This is a genomic window from Rhodococcus sp. USK13, from assembly GCF_018343855.1.
GTDB classification, from domain to species: Bacteria; Actinomycetota; Actinomycetes; order Mycobacteriales; family Mycobacteriaceae; genus Rhodococcus_F; species Rhodococcus_F oxybenzonivorans.
The window spans coordinates 3,907,209-3,929,917 of the sequence record NZ_CP069242.1; the positions used below are offsets into that span (position 1 = coordinate 3,907,209).

Here is a 22,709-nt window from a genome sequence, read left to right on the forward strand (position 1 = left end):
TACGCCCTTTCGTGACGGTGTCGTGCGGCGTCACGCCAGAGTGGTCATCCGGCGGAGAGGTCTACTGGTTTTGCCGGCGCGCAGCCGGGCTCTTCCATTGTAACGACCTATCCGAAACAGTTACGGAGCGATGCCCGTTTCGACCGCCAGAGCAGCGCCGACGATGCCCGCCGAGTTCAGGAGGGCAGCAGGTACGACGGTGGTCCGGTTGGTGAGATGGGGAATCCACTTCTCGTGTTTGCGGCTGATTCCGCCCCCGGCGATGAACAGATCCGGCCACAGGAGGTCCTCGAAGCGGGTGAGCACCCGGGACACCTCCACCGCCCACTCCTTGTAGGAGAGATCCTTGTCCTCTTTGACCGAGGACGCCGCACGATGCTCGGCTTCCTCTCCGTCCACTTCCATGTGCCCGAACTCGGTGTTGGGAAGCAGGACGCCGTTGTGGAGGATCGCCGATCCGATACCCGTGCCGAAGGTGAGGAGGATGATGACGCCCTTGGCGTCCCTGCCGGCGCCGAGGGCGTCCTCGGCGATCCCGGCGGCGTCGGCGTCGTTGAGGACGGTGACGCTCCGTCCGCCGAGCGCCTCGCTGAACAGTGCACGGGCGTCCGTACCGATCCACTTCTTGTCGATGTTCGCCGCGGACCGGGCGACTCCGCCGGTGACGACGCTCGGCAAGGTGATCCCCACCGGCCCGTCCCACGACGCTTGACGAACGATTTCGGCGACGGTGTCGGCGACGGCCTCCGGCGTGGACGGTTGTGGAGTGAGAATCTTGATGCGATCCCCGACCAGCTTGCCGGTCTCGAGGTCCACCACACCGCCCTTGACGCCACTGCCTCCGACGTCGACGCCGAACCCGGTCCTGGTCATCGCGTGTACTCCTCCGTGTCGACTGTGGCGTGCTCGGAAACGCTCCTGCTGATCGTCACACTAATGGGTCGTGCCGAGTTGGGTGGATGACACGGAGGCCCCACCGTGCCTCCAGCGGTGGTGGGAGGCAGGGGAAGTGTGATCCGATGGGTCTGTGCACGCACCCCAGAGTCGAGACACTGTCCGAGGCCACACCGCCCCCGATCCCCAGCATCTCCGCGAGGTTGCCGTGGCGGTGGCGCAGGAGGCCGCAGCTCATGTCCGCGCCCGGCGGCCCGAGGTTTTCGGGATCGTCGGGAGCCGACTGGGTTCCGGCGACTCGGTAGCGTCGAAGAGTAGTCCGACCGATCCTGTGACGGTGGTCGACACCGAAGCTGAACTCGTCATCCGGGAGCGCCTCGCGCAGTGGCGTCCGGACGATGCGATCCTCGGGGAAGAAGGTGGGGGAGAGGGGGATTCGCTCGACGGCGTGCGGTGGGTGGTGGATCCGATCGATGGCACGGTGAACTTCTTGTACGGCGTACCGGCCTACGCCGTCTCGGTGGCGGCGCAGATCGACGGGGTCTCGGTGGCCGGGGCGGTCGTCGACGTGGCGGCGCAGTCGACCTACTCCGCCGCGTCGGGCCGCGGTGCCACGATGACTGATGTGGACGGCCGGGTGAGCGAATTACGCTGCAACCCTGTCCGCGAGCTGTCGATGACTCTGCTCGCCACAGGATTCGGATACGGCGCAGGCAGGCGCGCCGTACAGGGCGCACTGATCGGCGACATTCTGCCGCGCGTGCGGGACATCCGACGCATCGGCTCAGCGGCGCTCGATCTGTGCATGGTCGCTGCGGGCCGGGTGGATGCCCACTTCGAACACGGGTTGAGCCCCTGGGACTGGGCCGCCGGATCGCTGATCGCCGCGGAGGCGGGCGCCCGCGTACGCGTCCCGTCACCGCACACCTCCAGCGCCGACGGGGAGATCACCGTCGCTGCCGCCCCCGGCATCGCCGACGCCCTCGACGCATTGTTCGCGGAGGTCGGGTGCGACCGGCCGATCCCGGAGTAACGGCCGCGGGATCAGCAGCGGGCGGTGCGAGCGGCCTTCAGCAGGTCGATGTCGAGTGGGGCGGGCTGCGTTCCCGGAGGAGGATCCTTCAGGGACCGCAACACCTCCTCGGCGTCGGTGTTCGGTGAGATCTTCCGGAAGTAGGTGCCGAGCGCGAGATCGACGGTGTCGTCGGTGCGTGCATCCTGGATCAGTTCCGCGCACGGCGCCACCAGCCAGACGGCGCTCGCGGCGGCGAGACCCTGAGGACCGAACCGCAGCTGCCCCTGACACTGCATGTTCTGGTCGAGGTAGATCGGGTCGTTGCCGGCTTGCACGTCGGGTGCGCTCGCGAAGCCGTAGTCGCTCAGCTGGGCGGCGACCTGGGCTGCCTGGCCGTGCTCACCGTTCGCGTTGAACACCCGCACCTTGGTGGCGGACAGGGCGGCCGGCTCGACGTCCCGGAGCGTCGACGGGTCTACCTTTTCACCGAGAGTCTGTTGCGGCGGGGCCCCCGGATCCGCCGGTTGCGACGCCGGCGCAGGAGCGTTGCAATCCACGGTGGTGGCGAGGTTTTCGTCCTCGCCCAGAATTCCCGCCCACACCACCGCGCCGAGTAGGGCGAGAACCGCGAACACCACGAGAATGGGCAACGCTCGCCGTCGCCGGAACGGACGACCGTTCTCGTCGCGCGAACTGCCTTCGGTGATCAGTGAAACCACAGTGTGCCTCGACCTCTCCTACGAACAGCGCTGGATACGTCCACCCCGTACAGCGCATCGATACAGGGCCCGGCCACACGTTGTGGCGCAGGTTCGGCACCTACCTTAGATCCCACCAGTGTCATATCTCCGTACCCGTCCCTTTTGTCGAATGTCACAACTTGCTGTGGGGTTGGTGACGATTAGCAGACAATTTGCGCGATCCGTTGATTCGGTTACGACTTTTGTACTCCCTTCGGCTACTGTCTGGCGGCCCCAGTCGTTAAATGCACGTACGACGAGGGCGGACAGAAGAGACGAAGTGAGGCGCACATCATGTCCCCGGGAGCTGGATCCGGGCACGTGGGCGGCCGCTGCGACGTTGTGCCGCCGCGGGTGTGATCTGCGCCGAGGCGGTTTTCGTGTGGACGATCGACCGACTTTCGTTCGACGGGCCCCGCGAGGCCGGGATACATGAAAGAAGATGAGGGGAAGACGACATGGCAACTGACTACGACGCACCGCGGCGAACGGAGTCCGACGAGGTTTCGGAGGATTCGCTGGAGGAGCTCAAGGCGCGACGCAACGAGGCTCAGTCGGCTGTTGTCGACGTAGACGAATCCGACACCGCGGAATCGTTCGAACTTCCGGGCGCCGACCTGTCCGGCGAGGAACTCTCGGTGCGGGTCATCCCCAAGCAGGCCGACGAGTTCACCTGTTCGAGCTGCTTCCTCGTGCACCACCGCAGCCGCCTCGCCACCGATGCAGGTGGAGTGCTCGTGTGCAGGGACTGCGCAGCCTGAGGTACGAGCGCATGCGACGGACGGTGGAATACCACCGTCCGTTTTATGTGCCGGGGGACTGATCCGGCCGTTGTGTCTGCGGAGCGAACCGTGCCGGTACCGCCGGTACAGGACCCGGTTCAGTGTCCCTCGGGGCGCACACGATCGAGAGCGGCCAGCAATTCGGCCGGCCGTCGGGTGCTGATCAACCAGTACGGAGTCGGATCCTCGGGATCGTCCAGGACGATCAGCACCATCGTCTTCACCCACACCCGGTGCTGCACGAAGGCGGCCGGGTCGAGCTGCCGTCCTAGTGCTGCGCTCTTCGCGGTGGCCGGAACCTCGGCAACCCGCGCGATGACATCGACCGGCAGGTGAGCCTGTCCGACTCGGAGGTGGACGCCGTCCGCCTCGTCGACGAGTTCGACTCTCGTTCTGCTGAGCCAGACCATTCCCCATATCGGGAGGGGAAGTAGCAGGACATAGGGCAACCAGGCACGAAGGCCGGGCGCACCCATGTGTACCTCTGCAGCCAGCAGTCCGGCGACGAAGAGGCCCGCGATCCACCACCAGACGGGTACCCAGAGGCGTTCCGAGTACAGCGTCGGCGAGGTGTGGTCGGTGGGCGCGGCTTCGGGCCTGGACGTTTCTGACACGCCACCAGGATAGTCGCTGCCTACGAGTAGGCTCGGTGCACGTGAGCGACCTATCTCCCGGCCTTCCTCTCGCAGGAACTGCAGCCCTTCCCCCCGTTGGCCTCCAGCGGTTGGATCCAGCCATTCCGGTACCGCGACGCGCGCACGACGGCGACGCCGGTGTCGACCTGTGCAGCACTTCCGATCTCACCCTCGAACCGGGTCAGCGCGCCCTCGTCGGTACCGGAATCGCGATCGCGCTGCCCTTGGGCACCGTCGGGCTGATTCACCCCCGGTCCGGTCTGGCCGCGAAGTCGGGACTGTCGGTGGTCAACACGCCCGGCACCATCGACGCCGGGTACCGCGGTGAGATCAAGGTCTGCCTGATCAACCACGATCGTGAGACACCGATCGAGATCCGCCGCGGCGACCGCATCGCCCAGCTGCTGGTGCAGCGTGTGGAGTTGGTGTCCTTCGTCGAGGTGGAGTCGCTCGACGACACCACTCGCGGCACCGACGGACACGGGTCGAGCGGAGGCCATGCCAGCCTCGTCGGCAACGCCAGAGAAGGAGCGTGATCATGTTCGGACGCCGCAAGAAGAACGAATCCGAGGAGGACCGTCCCGGCTTCTTCGACGACGCCGACGCGGCAATCCCCGCTGACGACTACGACGATGCCGAGGGTGACTACGACGCGATCGGCGATGTGGACGGCGGCCCCTACGACGCCGACGACCTCGAATCGGACGCCGACCTCACGGTGGGCGAGGTGGGGACCCGGCTCGATCTCGGGTCGGTGCTCGTCCCGATGCCTCAGGGCGCTCAGTTGCAGGTCGAGATGGCGCCCGACGGTTCTCCGCAGGCTGTTCATCTGGTCACCCAGCTCGGACGGATCACGGTCGCGGCGTACGCCGCACCCAAGTCGCCCGGCCAGTGGCGGGAAGTGGCCGGCGACCTCGCCGAGTCCCTGAGGGGCGACAACGCGGCGGTCAGCATCGAGAACGGGCCGTGGGGACGTGAGGTCTTCGCCGTGACGCCCAACGCAGACCTGCGCTTCATCGGAGTGGACGGTTACCGGTGGATGGTGCGGTGCGTCGTCGCCGGTCCCAGTGGCGGAAACACCGCCGACTCCGACCTCGTCGCCACAGCCCGGGCCATCTTGCGGGATACCGTGGTCAAGCGGGGAACCGAACCGCACCCGGTCCGGACCCCGCTCCCGGTCGTCCTGCCGCAGGCTCTCGCCCAGCAGCTCGCGGCGGCCCACCAGCAGCAGCTGGCTCAGCAGCAAGCCGCTGCCCAGCCTGCTTCTCAGCAATCCGGTGCGCAGCCCGCGACGGCTCCCGCGCAACCCCAGGACGGGCAGCCGGCACCGGCTTCGCCCCAACAACGGCGCGGCGAATCCGGCTCCGCGATGCAGCAGCTGGGCCGCTGACCACTCAGGGCCGGCGCAGTACCGAGTCCAGCCCGCGCAGGCTCGCGTATCCGAGTACGGCCGGGTCCACGCCGATGTCGTCGAGTGACACGGTCAACAGGCCCGCGTGCGGTAGCAGAGCGGCCCACGTCCGGGCCACCTCGATCGGGTGAACGGCGTCGTCGGTGGCCGCGGCGATCCCTACCGGCACGTCGATCCGTTCCAAATCGTCCTCGGCGGGACCGTGGTACCGCGACGCCTCGTCCAGGGCAGCCGGAAGATGCGGCCACTGCGACCGCCACGACTTCGCCAGTTCGCGGCCGAGCCAGGGCGGACTGGATGCGACCATCTCGGCGGTCACCTGTTCGAGGCCGTCCGCGCGTAGTCGGGCCGCCGTGAATCGTGCGCTCGCAGCCGCTGGCGCATCCTCGGCCGTTCCGGTCCAGGCTGGGAGAGCCGCCAGCACACCTGCCGCGTGTTCGTGGTGGGTCGCGGCCCACTGCAGCGCAACCGCGGCGCCGATGGAGACTCCACCGACCAGAATCGGTTCACCGGCCGCGGCGGCGGTGTTCAGTGCGTCCACGTAGCTTCCGACGACTCTCCGGGGGTCCGGGTCGACGGCCAGTGTGCGAACTCCGCGCCGGGCAAGAGGCTCGGTGAAGGCCCGTGCGACGAAGTCCGCGTCGGATCCCGTTCCTGGCAGGACCACGGCCGTGCGTGGCCGGAATGTCGAAGGCATGAGGTGATCTTGCCTGGTCCGTCACGATGCCACTGCGGTCGTGTGGTTGCCGCGAAGCATTGGGTCTACAGTGGCGATTACACAGCCCTACGAGCGGCGCGAAGATCTCGCGCCGCACATGCTCCAGGAGCGCGCAATGGCACCCGCCACGGCAGGATATTTTCGTCGGCTCACCCGCAGGCTCACCGAAGACCTCGATCAGCTGGACGCCGAGGAAATGGCCGAGACGTCTCAGGCGTCCGGCGCGCAGCGGGCCTGCGACTGCAGCCGCGGCGAGGAAGTAACTATGCTGGGCCGGCTCCGCAGCGTCGAGGCGTGTCCCAAGTCCGGCAACGCCAGCATCGAAGCGGAGTTCTTCGACGGCACCGAACAGGTCAAGCTGGTCTGGATCGGGCGACGCCGAATTCCGGGGATCGAACCCGGCAAAACCCTGTTGGTCCGGGGTCGTGTCGGTGATCGCGACGGCCAGAAGGTGATCTTCAACCCGTATTACGAGTTGCGGGGCGAATCGTAGGTCCCGGTTCGTGTGGCACTCTCGTCGAGTGACCGAAACGAAGCAGCAGTCCGTTCTCGAGCAGCTCGGCGGGTTCAGCGGACTGATCTATTCCACCCTGCCCATTCTCGTCTTCGTGCCGGTCAACGGAGTATGGGGTCTCGGTCCGGCGATCTGGGCCGCCCTGGGTGTTGCCGCGTCGATCCTCGTCTGGCGCATCATTCGCCGCAGTCCCGTCCAACCGGCCATCTCCGGCTTCTTCGGGGTCGGAATTTCTGCCTTCATCGCCTATCGCACCGGTGATGCGAAGGGCTACTTCCTCTTCGGGATCTACACCAGCCTCGCGTACGCTGCGGTGTTTCTCGGCTCGATCCTCGTGCGCTGGCCGATCGTCGGCATCATCTGGGGGTTCCTGAACGGCCACGGGAATCTGTGGCGTCGCCACCGGGGCGCCGTGCGGGCCTATGACGTGGCGACCGGGGCGTGGGCGCTGGTCTTCGGTGCCCGGTACCTCGTGCAGTCACAGTTGTACGATTCCGACCAGACCGGCTGGCTCGCCGTCGCCCGCATAGCGATGGGGTGGCCGCTCGCCGGATTGGCGCTGCTGGTGACCATCTGGGCCGTGCGGCGCGCCGATCGGATCGTCGAGCCGCGACCCACGGAGGCGGCCGAGCCCACCGATCATCCGGAGGGCGCGGTCATGCCGACCGACGACACGGAGGCGGGTGGACCCCGCGAGGATCCACGGTCGTCGTAGGCGGTCGCCCCGACCGCCTCATCCGCTTCTCCGCGAGCCTACGAGAGGCCGACAGCGGTCCGCAGAGCGTCTTCGACGTCGACTCCGGCGACGAAGAGAAGTTCGTCGCCGCCCTCGAGCGGGTCGTCCGGCTGCGGCACGATCACTCGACCACCGCGAAGAATGGTGACCAGCGCTGCGTCACGCGGCAACTGGAGCTTGCGCACGGCTTTGCCTGCAAGTGGGGTGTTGTCGGGCAGCGTGACCTCGACCAGGTTGGCCTGCCCTTGACGGAGGGTCATGAGGCGAACCAGGTCGCCGACCGACACCGCCTCCTCGACGAGTGACGCCAGCATGCGTGGCGTCGACACCGCCACGTCGACGCCCCACGACTCGTCGAACAGCCATTCGTTGCGGGGGTCGTTGACCCGGGCGACGACGCGGCGAACCCCGAACTCGGTTTTGGCGAGGAGACTGAGGACGAGATTCGCCTTGTCGTCGCCGGTGGCAGCGATCACCACTTCGTACGTTTCCAGGGTGGCGGCCTCGAGGCTGCTCAGTTCACAGGCGTCGGCGTGAACCCAGGTGGCCTCGGGTACGGACTCCTGCTCGATGTGTTCGAGCTTGCGCTCGATCAGCATGACGTCGTGTTCGCTGCGCACCAATTCCCGCGCGATGGAGCGTCCTACGGCACCCGCGCCTGCGATTGCGACTCTCATCGGCTGCTTCCGTTCGGGTGTTCGATCGTGAAATTTCTCACTGGCACTCAGTTCTCCGAGGGTGGGGGATTGCCCGCGAGAGCGACGGCTTCGGCGACGGTTCCGGACACTGCCGCGATATACACCTGATCGTCAGCCTGGAAGATCGTCTTGCGGTCGGGGAGGATGCCCGTTCCGAAACGGATGATGAAGGCCACCCGTGACGAGGTGGCGGCCTCGAGTTCGGCGATCGGCCTGCCAATCCAGTCCTCGTGGAGCGACAACTCGGTGACGGCAACGGTTCCCGAGGGGTCACGCCATTTGGCCGTCTGGCTGTCACGAGTCAGGGTGTGCAGGAAACGATCCGTCGACCACGGGACCGTCGCCACGGTGGGGATTCCGAGCCGCTCGTAGACCGCGGCGCGCTTCGCGTCGTAGATGCGGGCGACTACGCGCTCGACTCCGAACGTCTCCCGCGCCACACGTGCCGAGATGATGTTGGAGTTGTCGCCGGAAGACACGGCCGCGAAGGCCTCGGCCCGTTCGATACCGGACTTCACCAGTACGTCGCGGTCGAAGCCCATCCCGACGACCGTGCGTCCGGGAAAGTCGGGATCGAGTCGCAGAAATGCGGCCGGATCGCGGTCGATGACCGCGACGTCATGTCCGATGCGGGTCAGCGATCCGGCGAGGGACGAGCCGACTCGGCCGCATCCCATGATGACCACATACACCTGTTACTCCGTTCATGGACTTGTGGTGTCACGTCCCGAGCACGTGCATACCGAATCGAACCGTACAGTGCCCAGGCGAAAGAGCAACCGAGACACAGATCGCAATCCGGACACTTCGGTGGGCGACGGTCCAGTTTCTTCGCCGACGGCTTACGCTTTGCCAGTGTCAAAGCTCTCGACCGCCACCAAGCGGCTACTGCTCGGCAGACCCTTCCGGAGCGACAAGCTCGGGCACACGCTGCTTCCCAAAAGAATCGCACTACCGGTCTTCGCGTCCGACGCGATGTCCTCGGTTGCGTACGCGCCTGAGGAAATCTTCCTGGTGCTGTCGGTGGCAGGCATCTCCGCGTACGCGTACACGCCGTGGATCGGACTTGCCGTGGCCGCCGTGATGGCGGTGGTGGTGGCGAGCTATCGGCAGAACGTGCACGCCTATCCGTCGGGCGGCGGCGACTACGAGGTCGCCACGGTCAATCTGGGTCCCACTGCCGGCCTCACCGTGGGCAGCGCGCTGCTGGTCGACTACGTGCTGACCGTCGCGGTGTCCATCTCATCGGCAGCGTCCAACATCGGCTCGGCCGTGCCGTTCGTGGCTCAGCACAAGGTTCTCTTCGCCGTGGCGGCCATCGTCCTGCTCACCGCGATCAACCTTCGCGGCATCCGCGAATCAGGTACCACGTTCGCGATTCCGACGTATGCGTTCATCTTCGGCATGGTGCTGATGCTGTCCTGGGGGCTGTTCCGGATCTACGTTCTCGGCGAAGACCTACAGGCGGAATCTGCGGGGTTCGAACTCGCGGCAGAGGACTCCCACCTGTACGGCGTCGCCTTCGCCTTCCTCATCGCGCGCGCGTTCTCCTCGGGGTGCGCGGCGCTCACCGGTGTGGAGGCCATCAGCAACGGTGTTCCCGCGTTCCGTAAACCGAAGTCCCGGAACGCCGCCACGACGCTGCTCCTGCTGGGCACGATCGCGATCGTCCTCCTGATGGGCATCATCATCCTGGCGCAGAAGATCGGAATCGTCTACGCACACAATCCCGCTGCACAGTTGATCGGCGCGCCGACCGGCTACGAGCAGAAGACGCTCATCGCTCAGGTGGCCGAGACGGTCTTCGGTGGATTTCCCATCGGCTTCTACTTCATTGCCATCGTCACGGCGCTCATCCTCGTGCTGGCGGCCAACACGGCATTCAACGGGTTCCCGGTCCTGGGTTCCATCCTGGCGCAGGACAGGTATCTGCCGCGGCAGCTCCACACCCGTGGTGACCGGCTCGCCTTCAGCAACGGCATCCTGTTCCTCTCCGGTGCGGCCATTGCCTTCGTCGTCCTCTTCGACGCCGAGGTGACCAAGCTGATCCAGCTCTACATCGTCGGGGTGTTCGTCTCGTTCGTCCTGAGCCAGACCGGGATGATCCGGCACTGGACCCGGCATCTCGCCTCGGAGACCGATCCGCGGCAACGCCGTCGGATGCAGCGTTCGCGGGTGATCAACTCGATCGGTCTCACCATGACCGGCGCGGTCCTGATCATCGTGTTGATCACCAAGTTCGCGGCCGGGGCATGGATCGCCATCGTCGCCATGGTGGCCATCTTCGTGGTGATGAAGATGATCCGGAAGCATTACGACAGTGTCACTGCCGAGCTCGAGGAGCAGGAATGGGACGGTGTGCTGCCGAGCCGGACCCACTCGATCGTCCTGGTGTCCAAGCTTCACATGCCGACCATGCGAGCACTCGCGTACGCCCGGGCCACTCGCCCCGACACCCTCGAGGCGATCACTGTCAACGTCGACGAACCGGATACGCGGGCGCTGGTGCGGCAGTGGGAGAAGAGCGACATCGCGGTGCCCCTGAAGGTCATCGAATCGCCCTACCGTGAAATCACCAAACCGGTCCTCGACTACGTGCGGCGGGTCCGCAAGGATGCTCCGCGTGACGTCGTCACTGTGTTCATTCCCGAGTATGTCGTCGGGCACTGGTGGGAGCAGATCCTGCACAACCAGAGCGCGCTGAGACTGAAGAGCAGGCTGTTGTTCCAACCAGGTGTGATGGTGACCAGCGTTCCCTGGCAGCTGAACTCGTCGGAGAAGGCGAAGACGCTCGGCGTCGAGTACACCGCCGGCGCCACCCGGCGCGGGTACGACCCCGAAGAGAAGTGACGAATGGCAGTGTTGGACGGATGGCAGCGTTGACTGAGAACTGGACCGGCCGGCGCCTCGAGCTGACCCTCGGCAATCCTGGGCACGGTGGATTCGTCGTCGCACGGCACGAGGGGCGGGTGGTGTTCGTGCGTCATGGCCTGCCCGGGGAGCGGGTCATCGCGATCGTCACCGAAGATCGTGGCGGATCGTTTTGCCGCGCGGAGGCCGTCGACATTCTCGAGGGATCGCCGGAGCGGATTGCGTCGATCTGCCCGATATCGGGACCGGGAGGCGCTGGGTGCTGTGACATGTCTCATGCCCGCGTCGCCTTCCAGCGACAGATGAAGTCGCAGATCGTGGCCGAGCAGCTGCTGCGGCTCGCGCGGGTGGACCGGAACGTGGACGTGGAGGAACTGCCCGGCACCGGTGACGGAACCGGCTGGCGCACCCGTGTGCGGTTGGCTGTCGATGGCAACGGGCTGCCGGGATATCACCGATATCGAAGTTCGGGCATCGTTACCGACCTCGAGTGCCCGCAAATCGAGAGTGCTGCGTATGACGGCATCGCCGAGCACGAGTGGACGCCGGGCAGTGAGGTGCAGATCGTTCTCGACGGTGCCGGAGAGCGCCACGTTGTCGAGATCGCGCCCCCGAAGGTGTCGAAGACGGGACGCACGAGTCCCGGTCGACGGGGTGCCGCAGCGCGACGGGCGGCTGTCGCGGCGCCGCGAATCGAGCGGCTGTTCGAGGGGTCTGGGCGCCCGCGGGAAGGGGTACACCACCGAGAATGGACGCTGGCTGCCACCGGTTTCTGGCAGGCGCATCGTGGAGCGGCGCAGACGTATTCGACCGTGGTAGCGGAGTGGGCCGGTGTGACCGCGAGTGATACGGCGTGGGACCTCTACGGAGGGGTGGGTGTGTTCGCGGCAGCACTGGCAGGCGCGGGGCTCGTGGAGTCGGTGGAGTCCTCGAAGCAGGCTGTCGCCGACGGAAGAGCAGCACTGGCGGATCTACCGCAGGTCCGTTTCCATCCGGAGCGGGTCGAACGTGCGCTGTCCGAACTCGCGAGGCCGCCCCGGGTGGTGGTGCTCGACCCGCCGCGCACCGGCGCGGGGCGAGACGTGATCGCGGCGGTGTCGTCGGCAGGTGCCGAACGCATCGTGCACGTCGGATGTGATCCGGCGTCCTTCGCCCGGGACGTCGGTCTCTACCTCGGTGAGGGCTACCGGCTCGATACCGTCCGGGCCTTCGATGCATTCCCGTTGACTCACCACGTGGAGTGCATCGCCCTGCTCACGCGGTGACCGGACTGCAGCGGCGTGCCGCACCCCGACCTCCGTATAGTTCTCCCTGCAACAGCGGGACTAGGACGGGGATCGGATGTCGGTACAGCCAGATACAGCGCGGGCACTCGCCGATGCGGTACTCGCACTGGGGCGCTCCCTGCGTGCAGTCGTCTTCACGAGCGGTGAGACGGTGATCGCGCCCGCTCTGACGAGCGTGTTGTTCGTGCTGTCCACCCGTGGTGAGTGCCGGCAGAACGAGCTCGCCGCCGACCTGTGCGTCAGTCAGTCGTCCCTGAGCCGGCAGATCGCCGAACTCGTCGATGCGGGATACGTCCTGCGCACGGCTGACCCGCACGACAAACGCGCGTCGCGTATCCAAGTGTCGCCCAAGGGATTCGACGTCCTCCGCGAGACAACCGAACGTCGCGCGGAACGGCTGCGAGCCATGTTGGACGGCTGGTCCCAGGAGCAGGCATCGGCCGCGGTGACGTCGCTGCTGCAACTCAACGAGACGTTTACCGCGTCTGTGCAACAGCGAAACGGTCGCGTGCAGAGTGCTGCGCCGCCTCAGCGCCCGGTCCGGACCGAGAAGGACTAGACACCCGCTTCCGGCCGGTGCCGGGCACTAGGACTTCCGGTTGTAGAGGCGCATCGTCAGGGGTCCGAAGATGACAATGAAACCGGCGCACCAGCCGAAGACCACGACGAGGTCAGCCGACTGCACCGATCCGGCCATCAGTCCGCGAATGGCCGTCACCAGCTTGCTGATCGGATTGACCCCCACGAACGCTTGGAGCCATCCGGGCATCGTGGCGGGATCGACGAAGATGTTGCTGGCGAATGTCAGCGGGAACAGGATGAACATCGACACCCCCATCACCGCCTGCTCGGTTCGCATGAGCATCGCGAACATCGTCCAGATCCAGGACAGGCTGAAGGAAAACAGCAACAGCAGTCCGATCGACGCCGCGACTCCGACGATCCCGCCATCCGGTCGGAAACCCAGGATCAGACCGAGGATCAGGACGATGATCGAGGCGATCGTGTAGCGCACCACGTCACCGAGCAGGGCGCCGACGAGGGGCGACGGACGCCAGATCGGAAGCGAACGGAAGCGGTCGAAGACACCCTTCTCGATGTCCTTGTTCAGCGTCAGGCCGGTGTACATGGTGATCATGACGACGGTTTGAACGAGGATGCCGGGCAGCAGGAACTGGACGTAGGCGTCGGTCGATCCGGCGAGTGCCCCACCGAATAGGTACGTGAACATCAACGTGAACATGATCGGGAACATGGTGACGTCGAAGAGTTGTTCGGGAACGTGCTTGATCTTCAGCAATGCACGCCACCCGAACGACAGGGAGGTCGACCACGCAGTGGGACGCGAAGGGCGCGGTCCGGGCATCTTCAGGACGTCGGCGACCGCCTTCGTGGTGTCGGTGGTCCGGTCGGCGGTGGAGGTCATGACGCAGGCTCCTCGGTGGGTCGGCCGGTCAGGGAAAGGAATACTTCGTCGAGGCTCGGCTGCCCCAATGCAAAGGTGCTGACGGCGATTCCGGCGTCGTGGAGGGCGGGGAGTGCCTGCGCGACCCTTCGCGGATCGTCGATGCGGGCAGTCAGCGCCACGGGGTCGTTCTCCTCGGTCACTGGGACACCGAGTACGTCACGGAGCAACCTCGCTGCGGCCGGCCGGGTGTCCGCATCGGTGACGCGCACATGCAGAGCCCCGGATCCGACGGACGCCTTGAGTTCGCCGGTGGTGCCCTCCGCGATCACCTTGCCGTGATCGATCACGGCCACCCGGTCGGCCAACTGGTCTGCCTCGTCGAGGTACTGCGTGGTCAGCAGCACTGTCGTCCCGCCGGCCACGAGGGCGCGCACGATGTCCCAGACTTGGTTGCGGCTGCGGGGATCGAGTCCGGTGGTGGGTTCGTCGAGGAAGATCATCTCGGGTGTGACGATGATGCTCGCGGCGATGTCGAGCTTGCGACGCATCCCGCCCGAGTAGTTCTTCACCTGTCGATTTCCGGCCTCCTCGAGCCCGAACGCCGCGAGCAGCCGCTCGCATCGCGATCGCGCTGCCGCGCGCGAGTAACCGAAGAGGCGGCCGAGCAGCAGGAGGTTTTCGGTCCCCGTCAGATCCTCGTCGAGCGAGGCGAATTGACCCGTCAGCGATACCTTGCCGCGGACGGCGTCCGGTTCGGTGGCGACGTCGTGTCCGAGTACAGTGGCCGATCCGCCGTCGAGGGGCAGCAGCGTGGCGAGCATGCGGATCGCGGTGGTCTTGCCGGCACCGTTGGGACCCAGGACGCCGTAGACGCCGCCGAGGGGTACGCAGAGGTCGAGTCCGTCGACGGCGCGGGTGGAACCGAAAGTCTTGACGAGTCTCGTCGTCTCGATGGCCAGCTTCGTGGCTGTCAGCATTGCGCCCTGCCTTCGCATTCGAATGTCGTCGAATCCCGAGACCCCGAGCCTGTCCGATTTTCCCGATTCCGGCAAGCGGATTTCGGTATGCCGCTCAGGTGCCGTTCCCTTGCCTCAACAGCGACCGCAGCATGAGGTCGAGCTGTTCGTAGGCGCCCGACGCCAGTCGCTCGAGCAGCGCGACTTTCAGTGCGGGTTCCTTCGACGCCATGTCGGCGTACCGCTCGGGAGTCAGCACCGCGACGGTCACCGCGGTGTCGGCCCGGACGTCGTTGAGGAAGCGGGAATCGAGCATCATCGGCATCTCACCGAAACTCATCCCGGCTGACAACGTGATGATGCGGTACGTCGACCCCGACTGATCGGTGATCGTGGTGCTCACCTTCCCCGAGAGAATGAGGAAGAGCCCGGAGGCGGAATCCCCTCGGTGAACGATGTGCTCGCCGCGGTCGAAGGTTCGGATCTCGAGGTCGCGGGTGAGCCGATCGAGCTGTTCGGGGTCGAGTGCGGACAGGACCGGATGTTCGCTGACAGCGAGGGAGGCCGGCTGGCGAGCCGACCGGCAGTGCCGATCGAGGAGAACGTCTTCACACCACTGCACGGCGGCGTCGAGGTCGGCGAATACCCGTCCGGTGTCTCCCGCGAGGTCCGAGCGGGAGTTGCCGAGCAATCCGCCGGGGTCGACGAACGCCACGGCGCACCCGCGCTGGGCGAGCGTGCCTCGCAGGGTGTCGATCATCCGGCAGGCCACCCCGCTCACATCGTCGACTCGCCGGACGTCGACCACCACGACCTCGAGGTCCTCGTCGACGCCGCCGATCTCACGGACGGCGGTCTCCGCGCCGGCGAACAACAGATCGCCGTGCAGTTCGTAGATGCGGCTGCGTTTGCCGACATCGTCGAGGGTGGCCCGCTCGACCGGAGTGCGCCGCATGCGCGACGGGGCATCCGACACGGAGTAGCGGGCGCGGATCGCGGCGCGTGCCGCCCGGGTGACGTGAAGGAAATGCAACTCGAGTTCGGCCGACAGTGCCCTGCATGCCTCGACTCCGCGGACGCTGTTGCCGTGGGCATCGAGCCTCGGCGAGTAGATGGCGATGCCGATCTGGCCCGGCAGAACCGCCACGATCCCGCCGCCGACGCCGCTCTTGGCGGGCAGGCCCACCTCGTAGAGCCACTTACCGGCGCCGTCGTACATGCCGCAAGTGGACATCACACTCAGCACCCGCTCGACCAGGACCGGCGCGAGCACCGTGTCGTGCGTGACGGGATTGACCCCGTTGTTGGCCATCGTCGCCGCCATCAGGCTCAGGTCCCGGCAGGTCACGTCGATCGAGCACTGCCGGAAGTAGAGGTCTACCGCCTCGTCGGGGTCGCCCGTGATGATGTCGAACGAGCGCAGCATGTGCCCGATGGCGCGGTTGCGGTGGCCCGTGTGCGACTCGGATGCGTACACCGCCTCGTTGAAGGTGAGCTCTCGCCCCGCATACCGTGAGTAGGCCTCGCGGATACGTTCGAATCGCGAGTCCACGTCGGGGCCGGCCACCAACGACGCAGCAGTGATCGCACCGGCGTTGATCATCGGATTGCGCGGCCGCTCGGTCGTCGGGTCGAGGCTGATCTCGTTGAAGGGTTCCCCCGACGGTTCGACGTCGATCTTCTCCGCGACGGCCTCCGCGCCTCGGTCGGCGAGCGCGAGGGCATAGGTGAACGGTTTCGAAATCGACTGGATGGTGAACGGCAGGCGCGTGTCGCCCACCTCGTACACGTATCCGTCGACCGTGGCGATGCAGATACCGAACGAGTCGGGGGCCACGGCCGCCAGCTCCGGAATGTAATCGGCCAGCTCGCCGCCGCGGTTGCTGGAGGTCTCGGAGAAGATCTTCCCGATCAACGCGTCGACGACGGTGCTCATGAGACGACCCTAGAGCCTGACGACGGCGAAGTCGGGGGTTCCGAGGGGTGCCCGTGTGGCCGCAGTCGTGTGAACCCGGTCACGGCCGGTCAAGCGCTGTCGAGGATGCGGGCGTGTTCGGAGGACGCCTGTGTGCACATGGTGTGTCGCCCGGTCCCGCGGCTCCGTAGACTGGGTGCACTGTGACGTGACACGAAGCCACGACGCAGAGGCACGTAATGCGGCGTGCATCACGGAGGGAGCGATCTCGTTGGGTGTTCTTGCCCGTATCCAGACGCCTGACGATCTGCGTCAGCTGAACCCCGCGGAGATGAAGCAACTCGCCGCGGAGATCCGTGAGTTCCTGGTCCAGAAGGTATCCGCGACCGGCGGCCACCTCGGACCGAACCTCGGTGTCGTCGAGCTGACGCTCGCGCTGCACCGCACGTTCGTCTCGCCCGCCGACCCGATCATCTTCGACACCGGTCACCAGGCGTACGTTCACAAGATCCTCACCGGTCGCAAGGGCGACTTCGAGTCGCTCCGCAAGCAGGGCGGACTGTCGGGGTACCCCTGCCGCGCCGAGAGCGAACACGACTGGGTCGAGTCCTCGCACGCCTCCGCATCACTGTCCTATGCGGACGGTCTCGCGAAGGCATTCGAATTGACCGGCCAGGCCCGCCACGTGGTCGCCGTCGTCGGTGACGGCGCACTGACCGGCGGTATGTGCTGGGAAGCGCTCAACAACATCGCGGCAGGCAAGAGCCGATCGGTGATCATCGTCGTCAACGACAACGGCAGGTCGTACGCGCCGACGATCGGGGGTCTCGCCGATCACCTCGCCACCCTCCGTCTGCAGCCCGCGTATGAGCGGGTGCTCGACAACGGTCGCAGAATCGTCAAGAAGCTGCCGTGGGTGGGCCGAACCGCCTACTCCGTCCTGCATGGGATGAAAGCCGGTCTCAAGGACGCGGTCGCCCCGCAGGTCATGTTCACGGATCTGGGAATCAAGTACTTCGGTCCCGTCGACGGTCACGACGAAGCTGCCCTCGAGTCTGCGCTGCGCCGTGCCAAGGCGTTCGGGGGACCGGTGATCGTGCACGCCGTCACCCGCAAGGGCATGGGGTACGCACCCGCAGAGAATCACGTCGCCGACCAGATGCATTCGACCGGTGTGATCGACCCCCTGACCGGGAAGTCGACGGCGACGGCGTCCGCCGACTGGACCTCCGTGTTCTCGGCCGAGTTGATCGAGCAGGCCGGTCGCCGCGAGGACATCGTTGCGATCACTGCCGCGATGGCGGGTCCGACGGGTCTGGCAGCGTTCGGTGACGCCTATCCCGACCGGATGTTCGATGTCGGCATCGCCGAGCAGCACGCCGTCACCTCGGCGGCGGGGCTGGCACTCGGAGGCCTGCATCCCGTGGTCGCGGTGTATTCGACCTTCCTCAATCGTGCATTCGACCAGCTGTTGATGGATGTCGCCCTGCTGAAGTTGCCGGTCACCCTGGTGTTGGACCGCGCAGGGATTACGGGAAACGACGGGGCCAGCCACAACGGCATGTGGGACATGTCGCTGCTGGGCATCGTGCCCGGCATGAGGGTCGCGGCCCCGCGCGACGCCGCGACTCTGCGCGAAGAACTGGACGAGGCGCTGGCTGTCGATGACGGGCCCACGGCGGTGCGCTTCCCCAAGGGCACCGTCGGTGACGACGTGCCCGCTCTGAGCCGAATCGACGGTGTCGTCGACGTCCTGCGGGATTCCTCCGGCCGAAAGGATGTCCTGCTGGTGTCGATCGGGGCGTTCGCCGGACTCACTCTGGCCGCCGCCGATCGTCTCGAGCAGCAAGGCATTTCTGCGACGGTCGTCGACCCGCGTTGGGTCCTTCCGGTACCGGAATCACTGGTCAAGCTCGCCGAGGACTACAGCATGGTGGTCACGGTCGAGGACAGTGGCCTCCATGGAGGAATCGGTTCCACCGTGTCGGCGGCCCTGCGCTCTGCCGGCGTCGATGTCCCGTGCCGGGATCTGGGCGTTCCGCAACGGTTCCTCGACCACGCCTCCCGTACCCAGGTTCACGCCGAACTGGGGTTGACTGCGCAGGACGTCGCCCGCCAGATCACCGGCTGGGTGGCGAGTCTGGGGAACCAGCCCCCGTCTTCGGCCAACGGGGTGGTTGCGCACGAGAGCGCCGAACACATCGAGAACAGCGGCCGGCAGAGCTGACACACCCGTGAAGAACAGATCCTGCCGAATCGGAGCGATTCGGCAGGATCGGTAGGTAGACCACGTCAGGTCGTCATCTCCTCGAGTTCCATCCCCTTCGTTTCCCGGACCTTCGACCGGACGAAGAAGAACGACAGCAGCGCGAAGAACGCGAACAGGCCGTACAGGAACCACAGGCCCACCGAACGGGTCAGCGGCGGGAACGACAGCGTGACCGTGAAGTTCGCGATCCAGTTCGCCGCCGTGCTGATGCCGAGTGCGTAGGCGCGCATGTTGTTGGGGAACATCTCGCCCAGCATCACCCACATGACCGGGCCCCACGTGGCAGCGAAGAAGATCACGAACAGGTTGGCGCCGATCAGGGCGACCGCCCCCCACGGGCTGGGGAGCACGACGTCGTCGCCGCTGCCCGTCGCCTGGGAGAACGCGATTGCGGCCGTGAGCAGGCTCACGAACATGCCGAGCGAGCCGACCATGAGCAGGATGCGCCTGCCGATCCGGTCGACGAACAGGATGGCGACGAACGTCATGCCCACGTTGATCACCGCTGTGATGACCGAGGTGGTGAACGATTCGTTCTCGGTGAAGCCCACCGACTTCCAGAGCGTGGTGGAGTAGTAGAAGATCGCGTTGATACCCACGAACTGCTGGAAGATGGCCATGAAGATGCCGACCCAGACGATTGGCTGCAGCCCGAACTTCGGGCCGCGAATATCGTCGAACGACGCCGTCGATTCGTGGCGGAGGGTGAGCCGGATCTCGGAGACCCGCTCGTGCGGGTCCAGTTCACCCGTGATGTTCGCGAGGACGTCCGCCGCTTCCTGATCGAGGTGCTTGCCCACCAGATATCGCGGCGACTCGGGAATGAGCAGTGCGAGAAGGCCGTACACCAGCGCCGGCGCAACTCCGACGAGGAACATCCACCGCCACGCCTCGAGATTGAGCCAGAGCTCGTTCGACGCTCCACCGGCCGCGTTCTGCAACACGGCGTCCGACAGCAGCGCGGCGAAGATGCCGAGGGTGATCGCGAGCTGTTGGAGAGAGGCCAGGCCGCCCCGGTAGCGGGCCGGTGCGATCTCCGCGATGTAGGTCGGCGCAATGACGGACGCGATTCCGATTCCCAGGCCGCCGAGAATGCGCCACAGCATCAGGTCGGGGACGCTGAAAGCGAGTCCGGAGCCGATCGACGAGACGACGAACAACACCGAACCCAGCAGCATCACCTTCTTGCGGCCCCACCGGTCTGCGAGGCGGCCCGCAAACCACGCGCCCACAGCGCATCCGAGCAACGCGATTGCCACGGCGAAGCCGGTGAAGAACGAACTCAATTCGAAGTGCCCCTGGATGGAATCGACGGCTCCGTTGATGACTGAGCTGTCGAATCCGAACAGGAAACCCCCGACGGCTGCAGCGACCGTGACCCCGATGACCTTGGCGGTGTGTCTTTCGGATATCTGCGTCATCGCATACCTGCTTTCGGCGAGCGTGGCTGTGGGCCGGCTACGAAATTTCGTGTGGAATCACGCTACGCCCGCGTTGCCTGATCAGGCGGGACTTCACGCACCGGTCTTGTTCGCCGCCTCGCTCAATTGCGGCGTCAGCCTCTCGAGCGCCCAGGGAGTGGCCAGCACGCTGGTCTGGCTGAGTCCCGCGATCACCTTCGTATCCGACAATGTCACCGCGGTTCCCCGGCCGAGGGCGCCGAGATTCGCGTAGGCAGGGTTGGCCGCGACGGTGCTCTCGTCGGCGACGAACGCGACCACGACATCGGCGTCGATATCGGCGATGTTCTCCACCGAGATGTCTGCGAAGAACTTGTCCGGATTCGACTCGGCGAGCTTCGACACACCGGGTGCGACTGTGAATCCGAGCTCGGTGAGCACCTGCACGCGGGGGTCGGAGGGCATGTAGACGTTCACCGTGGCAGCGTCGGTATCGAAGTTCACCACCGACACCGTCTTTCCGGCGAACTCCGGATGTTCGGCAGCGGTCTGCGCGAGCCGGTCGTCGAGGCCGGTGACGAGAGCGTCCGCCTCCGCGGTCTTACCGAGCGCCTGACCGATCAGGGTGGTCTGGTCCTGCCAGCGGGTCTGCCACGGCTTGTCCGGGTAGGCGACGGTGGGGGCGAGTGCGGAAAGTTTTTCGTAGGTGCCCTGGTCGAATCCCTCGTAGGGTGCGAGGACGACATCGGGTGCCAGCGAGGCCACTTGCTCGACGGGAATGGTGGTGGCGGTGTCGAGGAGGGTGGTCCGGCTCGGGTCGTAGCGGTCCTGGAGCCAGGGCATCACTCCGTTCGCCTCGGCGCCGTAGGAGTACTTGGGCATGCCGACGGGGGTCTCGCCGAGCGCGTAAACGACGTCTTGGGCGTTCCAGCCCAGGGTAACGATGCGCTCCGGGGCGGCGTCGATCGTGGTGGATCCGAAGGTGTTCTCGATCGTCACCGGGAAGCCGGCACCGCCGCCCTCCGCGCTCGTGCCGCCGTCGCCGGACGAGCAGGCGGCGACCAGCAGCGCGGTGCCGGCCACGGCGAGTGCGGCAGCGATCGGGCGTGGGGATGTGTACACGGCAACGACTCCTTCGACGAGCGAGTAAAAGGTAAGCCTAACCTAGATATCGGGCCGGGGCCGGGTTCTGCGCTCGACTTCGGATCACCGTGATTCGAACTCTGCTTCCGGTTCAGCGGTGGCGTAATGGGGCGCCGTATTCGCGTTTACGCAGGTGAGCGAGGCAGTCCACGGGACCCGACCGGCAGATTCGCGGCGGTCGCGCCGGGTGGTCCGCAGGCGCGACTTCCGGTGGTCGAACAGCAGTTAGCGTCTCTTGTCGTTCAGCACACTGCACAATCGACGGAGGAAACGCATGGCGCTCGCCGGGGATGATGCAGAGGCGGTGGTGGCTCCGACTGCCCTGCACGGCCAGCCCTCTGCGCGCAGATCTCGCGCCGACGAGGCTCGCCGATTCGCCGACCTCTTGCGGCAGCAGATCCACGCGGACTCTTTCGCCGACCGCGCACTGCCTCCGGAATCGGAGTTGGCGCACGAATTCGGGGTGTCTCGGAACGCGGTGCGGGACGGGCTCGCGCTCCTCAAGCAGGAGGGCCTGATCGACCGTGCGCCCCGGGTAGGCACTCACGTGACGCGGCGCAAGTACGACCACGGGCTCGACGCCCTGCTCGGACTGAGGGAGACCTTGAAGGAACACGGTGAGGTGCGCAACGACGTGCGCGTGGCCAGGGAGATCACGCCACCACCGGCCGTGGTGCGCCGATTACAGTTGGCGGCAGGGGAATTCGCGGTCTACATCGAACGTATCCGCTATCTCGGTGACCTCCCGCTCAGTCTCGACCTCACCTATCTGGTGCCCGACATCGGGCGGAACATCCTCGGCCGCGACCTCGAGTGCAACGACGTCTTCACGCTGATCGAGGAGGTCTGTGGGCTACCACTCGGTTCCGCGGATGTGGCGATCGAATCGGTGAATGCGGATGCGCACTCGGCGGCGAACCTACAGACCCCGGACGGGGCCGCGCTCCTGTTGCTCGAGCGTCTCACCCGACTCGTCGACGGACGTCCCGTCGACCTCGAGTACATCCGCATGCGCGGTGATCGAATCACCATGCGCAGCAACCTCATCCGTCGTCCCGAAATTTCGAACTGGGAGCTCACATGACACTTGTCAACGCCCGCGCCGACGTACCGGTCACCATCGACGAGTCACTGTGCATCGAGGGGTGCACGCTGTGCGTCGAAATCTGTCCTCTCGACTCGCTGGCCATCAACCCGGACAACGGCAAGGCCTTCATGCACGTCGACGAATGCTGGTACTGCGGCCCGTGCGCAGCCCGCTGTCCCACCGGCGCCGTCACCGTGAATATGCCGTACCTCCTCCGCTGAGCGAAAGACT

General features: G+C 66.1%; 23 protein-coding genes. 12 read left to right on the forward strand and 11 right to left on the reverse strand.

All coding sequences use genetic code 11. The features are described 5' to 3' along the window. Positions 1–120: 120 nt before the first annotated feature. Positions 121–873 carry a polyphosphate--glucose phosphotransferase gene (ppgK, locus tag JQT59_RS20495; RefSeq protein ID WP_213571772.1) on the reverse strand — a complete coding sequence of 251 codons (753 nt, stop codon included), beginning with the start codon at positions 871–873 and terminating at the stop codon, positions 121–123. Positions 874–1,027: 154 nt separating this feature from the next. Between ppgK and JQT59_RS20500 the strand changes: the two genes are divergently transcribed. Further along, the gene (locus JQT59_RS20500; RefSeq protein ID WP_109330661.1) at positions 1,028–1,927 is read left to right on the forward strand and encodes an inositol monophosphatase family protein; all 900 of its coding nucleotides are present in this window, start codon (positions 1,028–1,030) and stop codon (positions 1,925–1,927) included. An 11-nt stretch (positions 1,928–1,938) separates the two neighbouring features. Here the strand turns inward: JQT59_RS20500 and cei are convergent, their stop codons facing one another. Further along, positions 1,939–2,628 (reverse strand): envelope integrity protein Cei, encoded by a 690-nt coding sequence (gene cei / locus JQT59_RS20505; RefSeq protein ID WP_213571773.1) that lies wholly within the window; start codon positions 2,626–2,628, stop codon positions 1,939–1,941. Positions 2,629–3,107: 479 nt separating this feature from the next. Between cei and JQT59_RS20510 the strand changes: the two genes are divergently transcribed. Next, complete coding sequence (locus tag JQT59_RS20510; protein ID WP_109330657.1) at positions 3,108–3,410, forward strand: DUF4193 domain-containing protein; 303 nt, start codon at positions 3,108–3,110, stop codon at positions 3,408–3,410. Positions 3,411–3,529: 119 nt separating this feature from the next. On the opposite strand, the gene JQT59_RS20515 is transcribed toward JQT59_RS20510, so the two are convergent. Then, positions 3,530–4,045: a DUF3093 domain-containing protein gene (locus JQT59_RS20515; protein WP_213571774.1), complete on the reverse strand. Its 516-nt coding sequence runs from the start codon at positions 4,043–4,045 to the stop codon at positions 3,530–3,532. A 35-nt stretch (positions 4,046–4,080) separates the two neighbouring features. Between JQT59_RS20515 and dut the strand changes: the two genes are divergently transcribed. Both dut and JQT59_RS20525 read left to right on the forward strand, forming a co-directional pair. Next, the gene (gene dut, locus JQT59_RS20520; protein ID WP_213571775.1) at positions 4,081–4,602 is read left to right on the forward strand and encodes a dUTP diphosphatase; all 522 of its coding nucleotides are present in this window, start codon (positions 4,081–4,083) and stop codon (positions 4,600–4,602) included. Between the two features lie 2 nt (positions 4,603–4,604). Beyond that, positions 4,605–5,456, forward strand: a complete 852-nt coding sequence (locus JQT59_RS20525; RefSeq protein ID WP_213571776.1) for a DUF3710 domain-containing protein — start codon at positions 4,605–4,607, stop codon at positions 5,454–5,456. Positions 5,457–5,460: 4 nt separating this feature from the next. On the opposite strand, the gene JQT59_RS20530 is transcribed toward JQT59_RS20525, so the two are convergent. Next, entirely contained in the window at positions 5,461–6,174 is a 714-nt protein-coding gene (locus JQT59_RS20530) for an alpha/beta fold hydrolase (RefSeq protein WP_213571777.1), read from the reverse strand. 136 nt (positions 6,175–6,310) lie between these two features. On the opposite strand from JQT59_RS20530, the gene JQT59_RS20535 reads away from it, so the two are divergent. After that, positions 6,311–6,688 carry an OB-fold nucleic acid binding domain-containing protein gene (locus tag JQT59_RS20535; RefSeq protein WP_109330649.1) on the forward strand — a complete coding sequence of 126 codons (378 nt, stop codon included), beginning with the start codon at positions 6,311–6,313 and terminating at the stop codon, positions 6,686–6,688. 28 nt (positions 6,689–6,716) lie between these two features. Beyond that, a complete protein-coding gene (locus JQT59_RS20540) occupies positions 6,717–7,424 on the forward strand; it encodes a DUF3159 domain-containing protein (RefSeq protein WP_213571778.1) in 708 nt (235 codons plus the stop codon). Positions 7,425–7,462: 38 nt separating this feature from the next. Here the strand turns inward: JQT59_RS20540 and JQT59_RS20545 are convergent, their stop codons facing one another. Both JQT59_RS20545 and JQT59_RS20550 read right to left on the reverse strand, forming a co-directional pair. Further along, entirely contained in the window at positions 7,463–8,122 is a 660-nt protein-coding gene (locus tag JQT59_RS20545; RefSeq protein ID WP_109330645.1) for a potassium channel family protein, read from the reverse strand. A 47-nt stretch (positions 8,123–8,169) separates the two neighbouring features. Then, positions 8,170–8,835: a potassium channel family protein gene (locus JQT59_RS20550; protein ID WP_109330643.1), complete on the reverse strand. Its 666-nt coding sequence runs from the start codon at positions 8,833–8,835 to the stop codon at positions 8,170–8,172. A 163-nt stretch (positions 8,836–8,998) separates the two neighbouring features. Here JQT59_RS20550 and JQT59_RS20555 point away from each other — a divergent pair, with 163 nt between their 5' ends. The 3 genes from JQT59_RS20555 to JQT59_RS20565 all read left to right on the forward strand — a co-directional run bounded on the left by JQT59_RS20555 (position 8,999) and on the right by JQT59_RS20565 (position 12,859). Continuing rightward, positions 8,999–10,993 carry an APC family permease gene (locus JQT59_RS20555; protein WP_213571779.1) on the forward strand — a complete coding sequence of 665 codons (1,995 nt, stop codon included), beginning with the start codon at positions 8,999–9,001 and terminating at the stop codon, positions 10,991–10,993. A gap of 29 nt (positions 10,994–11,022) precedes the next feature. After that, positions 11,023–12,279 (forward strand): class I SAM-dependent RNA methyltransferase, encoded by a 1,257-nt coding sequence (locus tag JQT59_RS20560; RefSeq protein WP_213577920.1) that lies wholly within the window; start codon positions 11,023–11,025, stop codon positions 12,277–12,279. Between the two features lie 76 nt (positions 12,280–12,355). Then, complete coding sequence (locus tag JQT59_RS20565; RefSeq protein WP_208961401.1) at positions 12,356–12,859, forward strand: MarR family winged helix-turn-helix transcriptional regulator; 504 nt, start codon at positions 12,356–12,358, stop codon at positions 12,857–12,859. Between the two features lie 27 nt (positions 12,860–12,886). Here the strand turns inward: JQT59_RS20565 and JQT59_RS20570 are convergent, their stop codons facing one another. From JQT59_RS20570 to glsA, 3 genes are all read right to left on the reverse strand, one after another. Next, positions 12,887–13,726, reverse strand: a complete 840-nt coding sequence (locus JQT59_RS20570) for an ABC transporter permease (RefSeq protein WP_213571780.1) — start codon at positions 13,724–13,726, stop codon at positions 12,887–12,889. Then, complete coding sequence (locus tag JQT59_RS20575; RefSeq protein WP_213571781.1) at positions 13,723–14,685, reverse strand: ATP-binding cassette domain-containing protein; 963 nt, start codon at positions 14,683–14,685, stop codon at positions 13,723–13,725. The genes JQT59_RS20570 and JQT59_RS20575 overlap by 4 nt, the downstream gene beginning before the upstream one ends. Before the next feature lie 94 nt (positions 14,686–14,779). Then, entirely contained in the window at positions 14,780–16,600 is a 1,821-nt protein-coding gene (gene glsA / locus JQT59_RS20580; RefSeq protein ID WP_213571782.1) for a glutaminase A, read from the reverse strand. 250 nt (positions 16,601–16,850) lie between these two features. Between glsA and dxs the strand changes: the two genes are divergently transcribed. Further along, positions 16,851–18,806 (forward strand): 1-deoxy-D-xylulose-5-phosphate synthase, encoded by a 1,956-nt coding sequence (dxs, locus tag JQT59_RS20585; protein ID WP_213577929.1) that lies wholly within the window; start codon positions 16,851–16,853, stop codon positions 18,804–18,806. Between the two features lie 65 nt (positions 18,807–18,871). Here dxs and JQT59_RS20590 read toward each other — a convergent pair whose 3' ends face one another. Continuing rightward, positions 18,872–20,269, reverse strand: a complete 1,398-nt coding sequence (locus JQT59_RS20590; RefSeq protein WP_213571783.1) for a sugar porter family MFS transporter — start codon at positions 20,267–20,269, stop codon at positions 18,872–18,874. Positions 20,270–20,362: 93 nt separating this feature from the next. Beyond that, the gene (locus tag JQT59_RS20595; protein WP_213571784.1) at positions 20,363–21,370 is read right to left on the reverse strand and encodes an iron-siderophore ABC transporter substrate-binding protein; all 1,008 of its coding nucleotides are present in this window, start codon (positions 21,368–21,370) and stop codon (positions 20,363–20,365) included. Between the two features lie 295 nt (positions 21,371–21,665). Here JQT59_RS20595 and JQT59_RS20600 point away from each other — a divergent pair, with 295 nt between their 5' ends. Both JQT59_RS20600 and JQT59_RS20605 read left to right on the forward strand, forming a co-directional pair. Then, positions 21,666–22,475, forward strand: a complete 810-nt coding sequence (locus JQT59_RS20600) for a GntR family transcriptional regulator (RefSeq protein ID WP_213571785.1) — start codon at positions 21,666–21,668, stop codon at positions 22,473–22,475. After that, positions 22,472–22,699: a 4Fe-4S dicluster domain-containing protein gene (locus JQT59_RS20605; protein ID WP_109330625.1), complete on the forward strand. Its 228-nt coding sequence runs from the start codon at positions 22,472–22,474 to the stop codon at positions 22,697–22,699. The genes JQT59_RS20600 and JQT59_RS20605 overlap by 4 nt, the downstream gene beginning before the upstream one ends. Positions 22,700–22,709 lie beyond the last annotated feature (10 nt).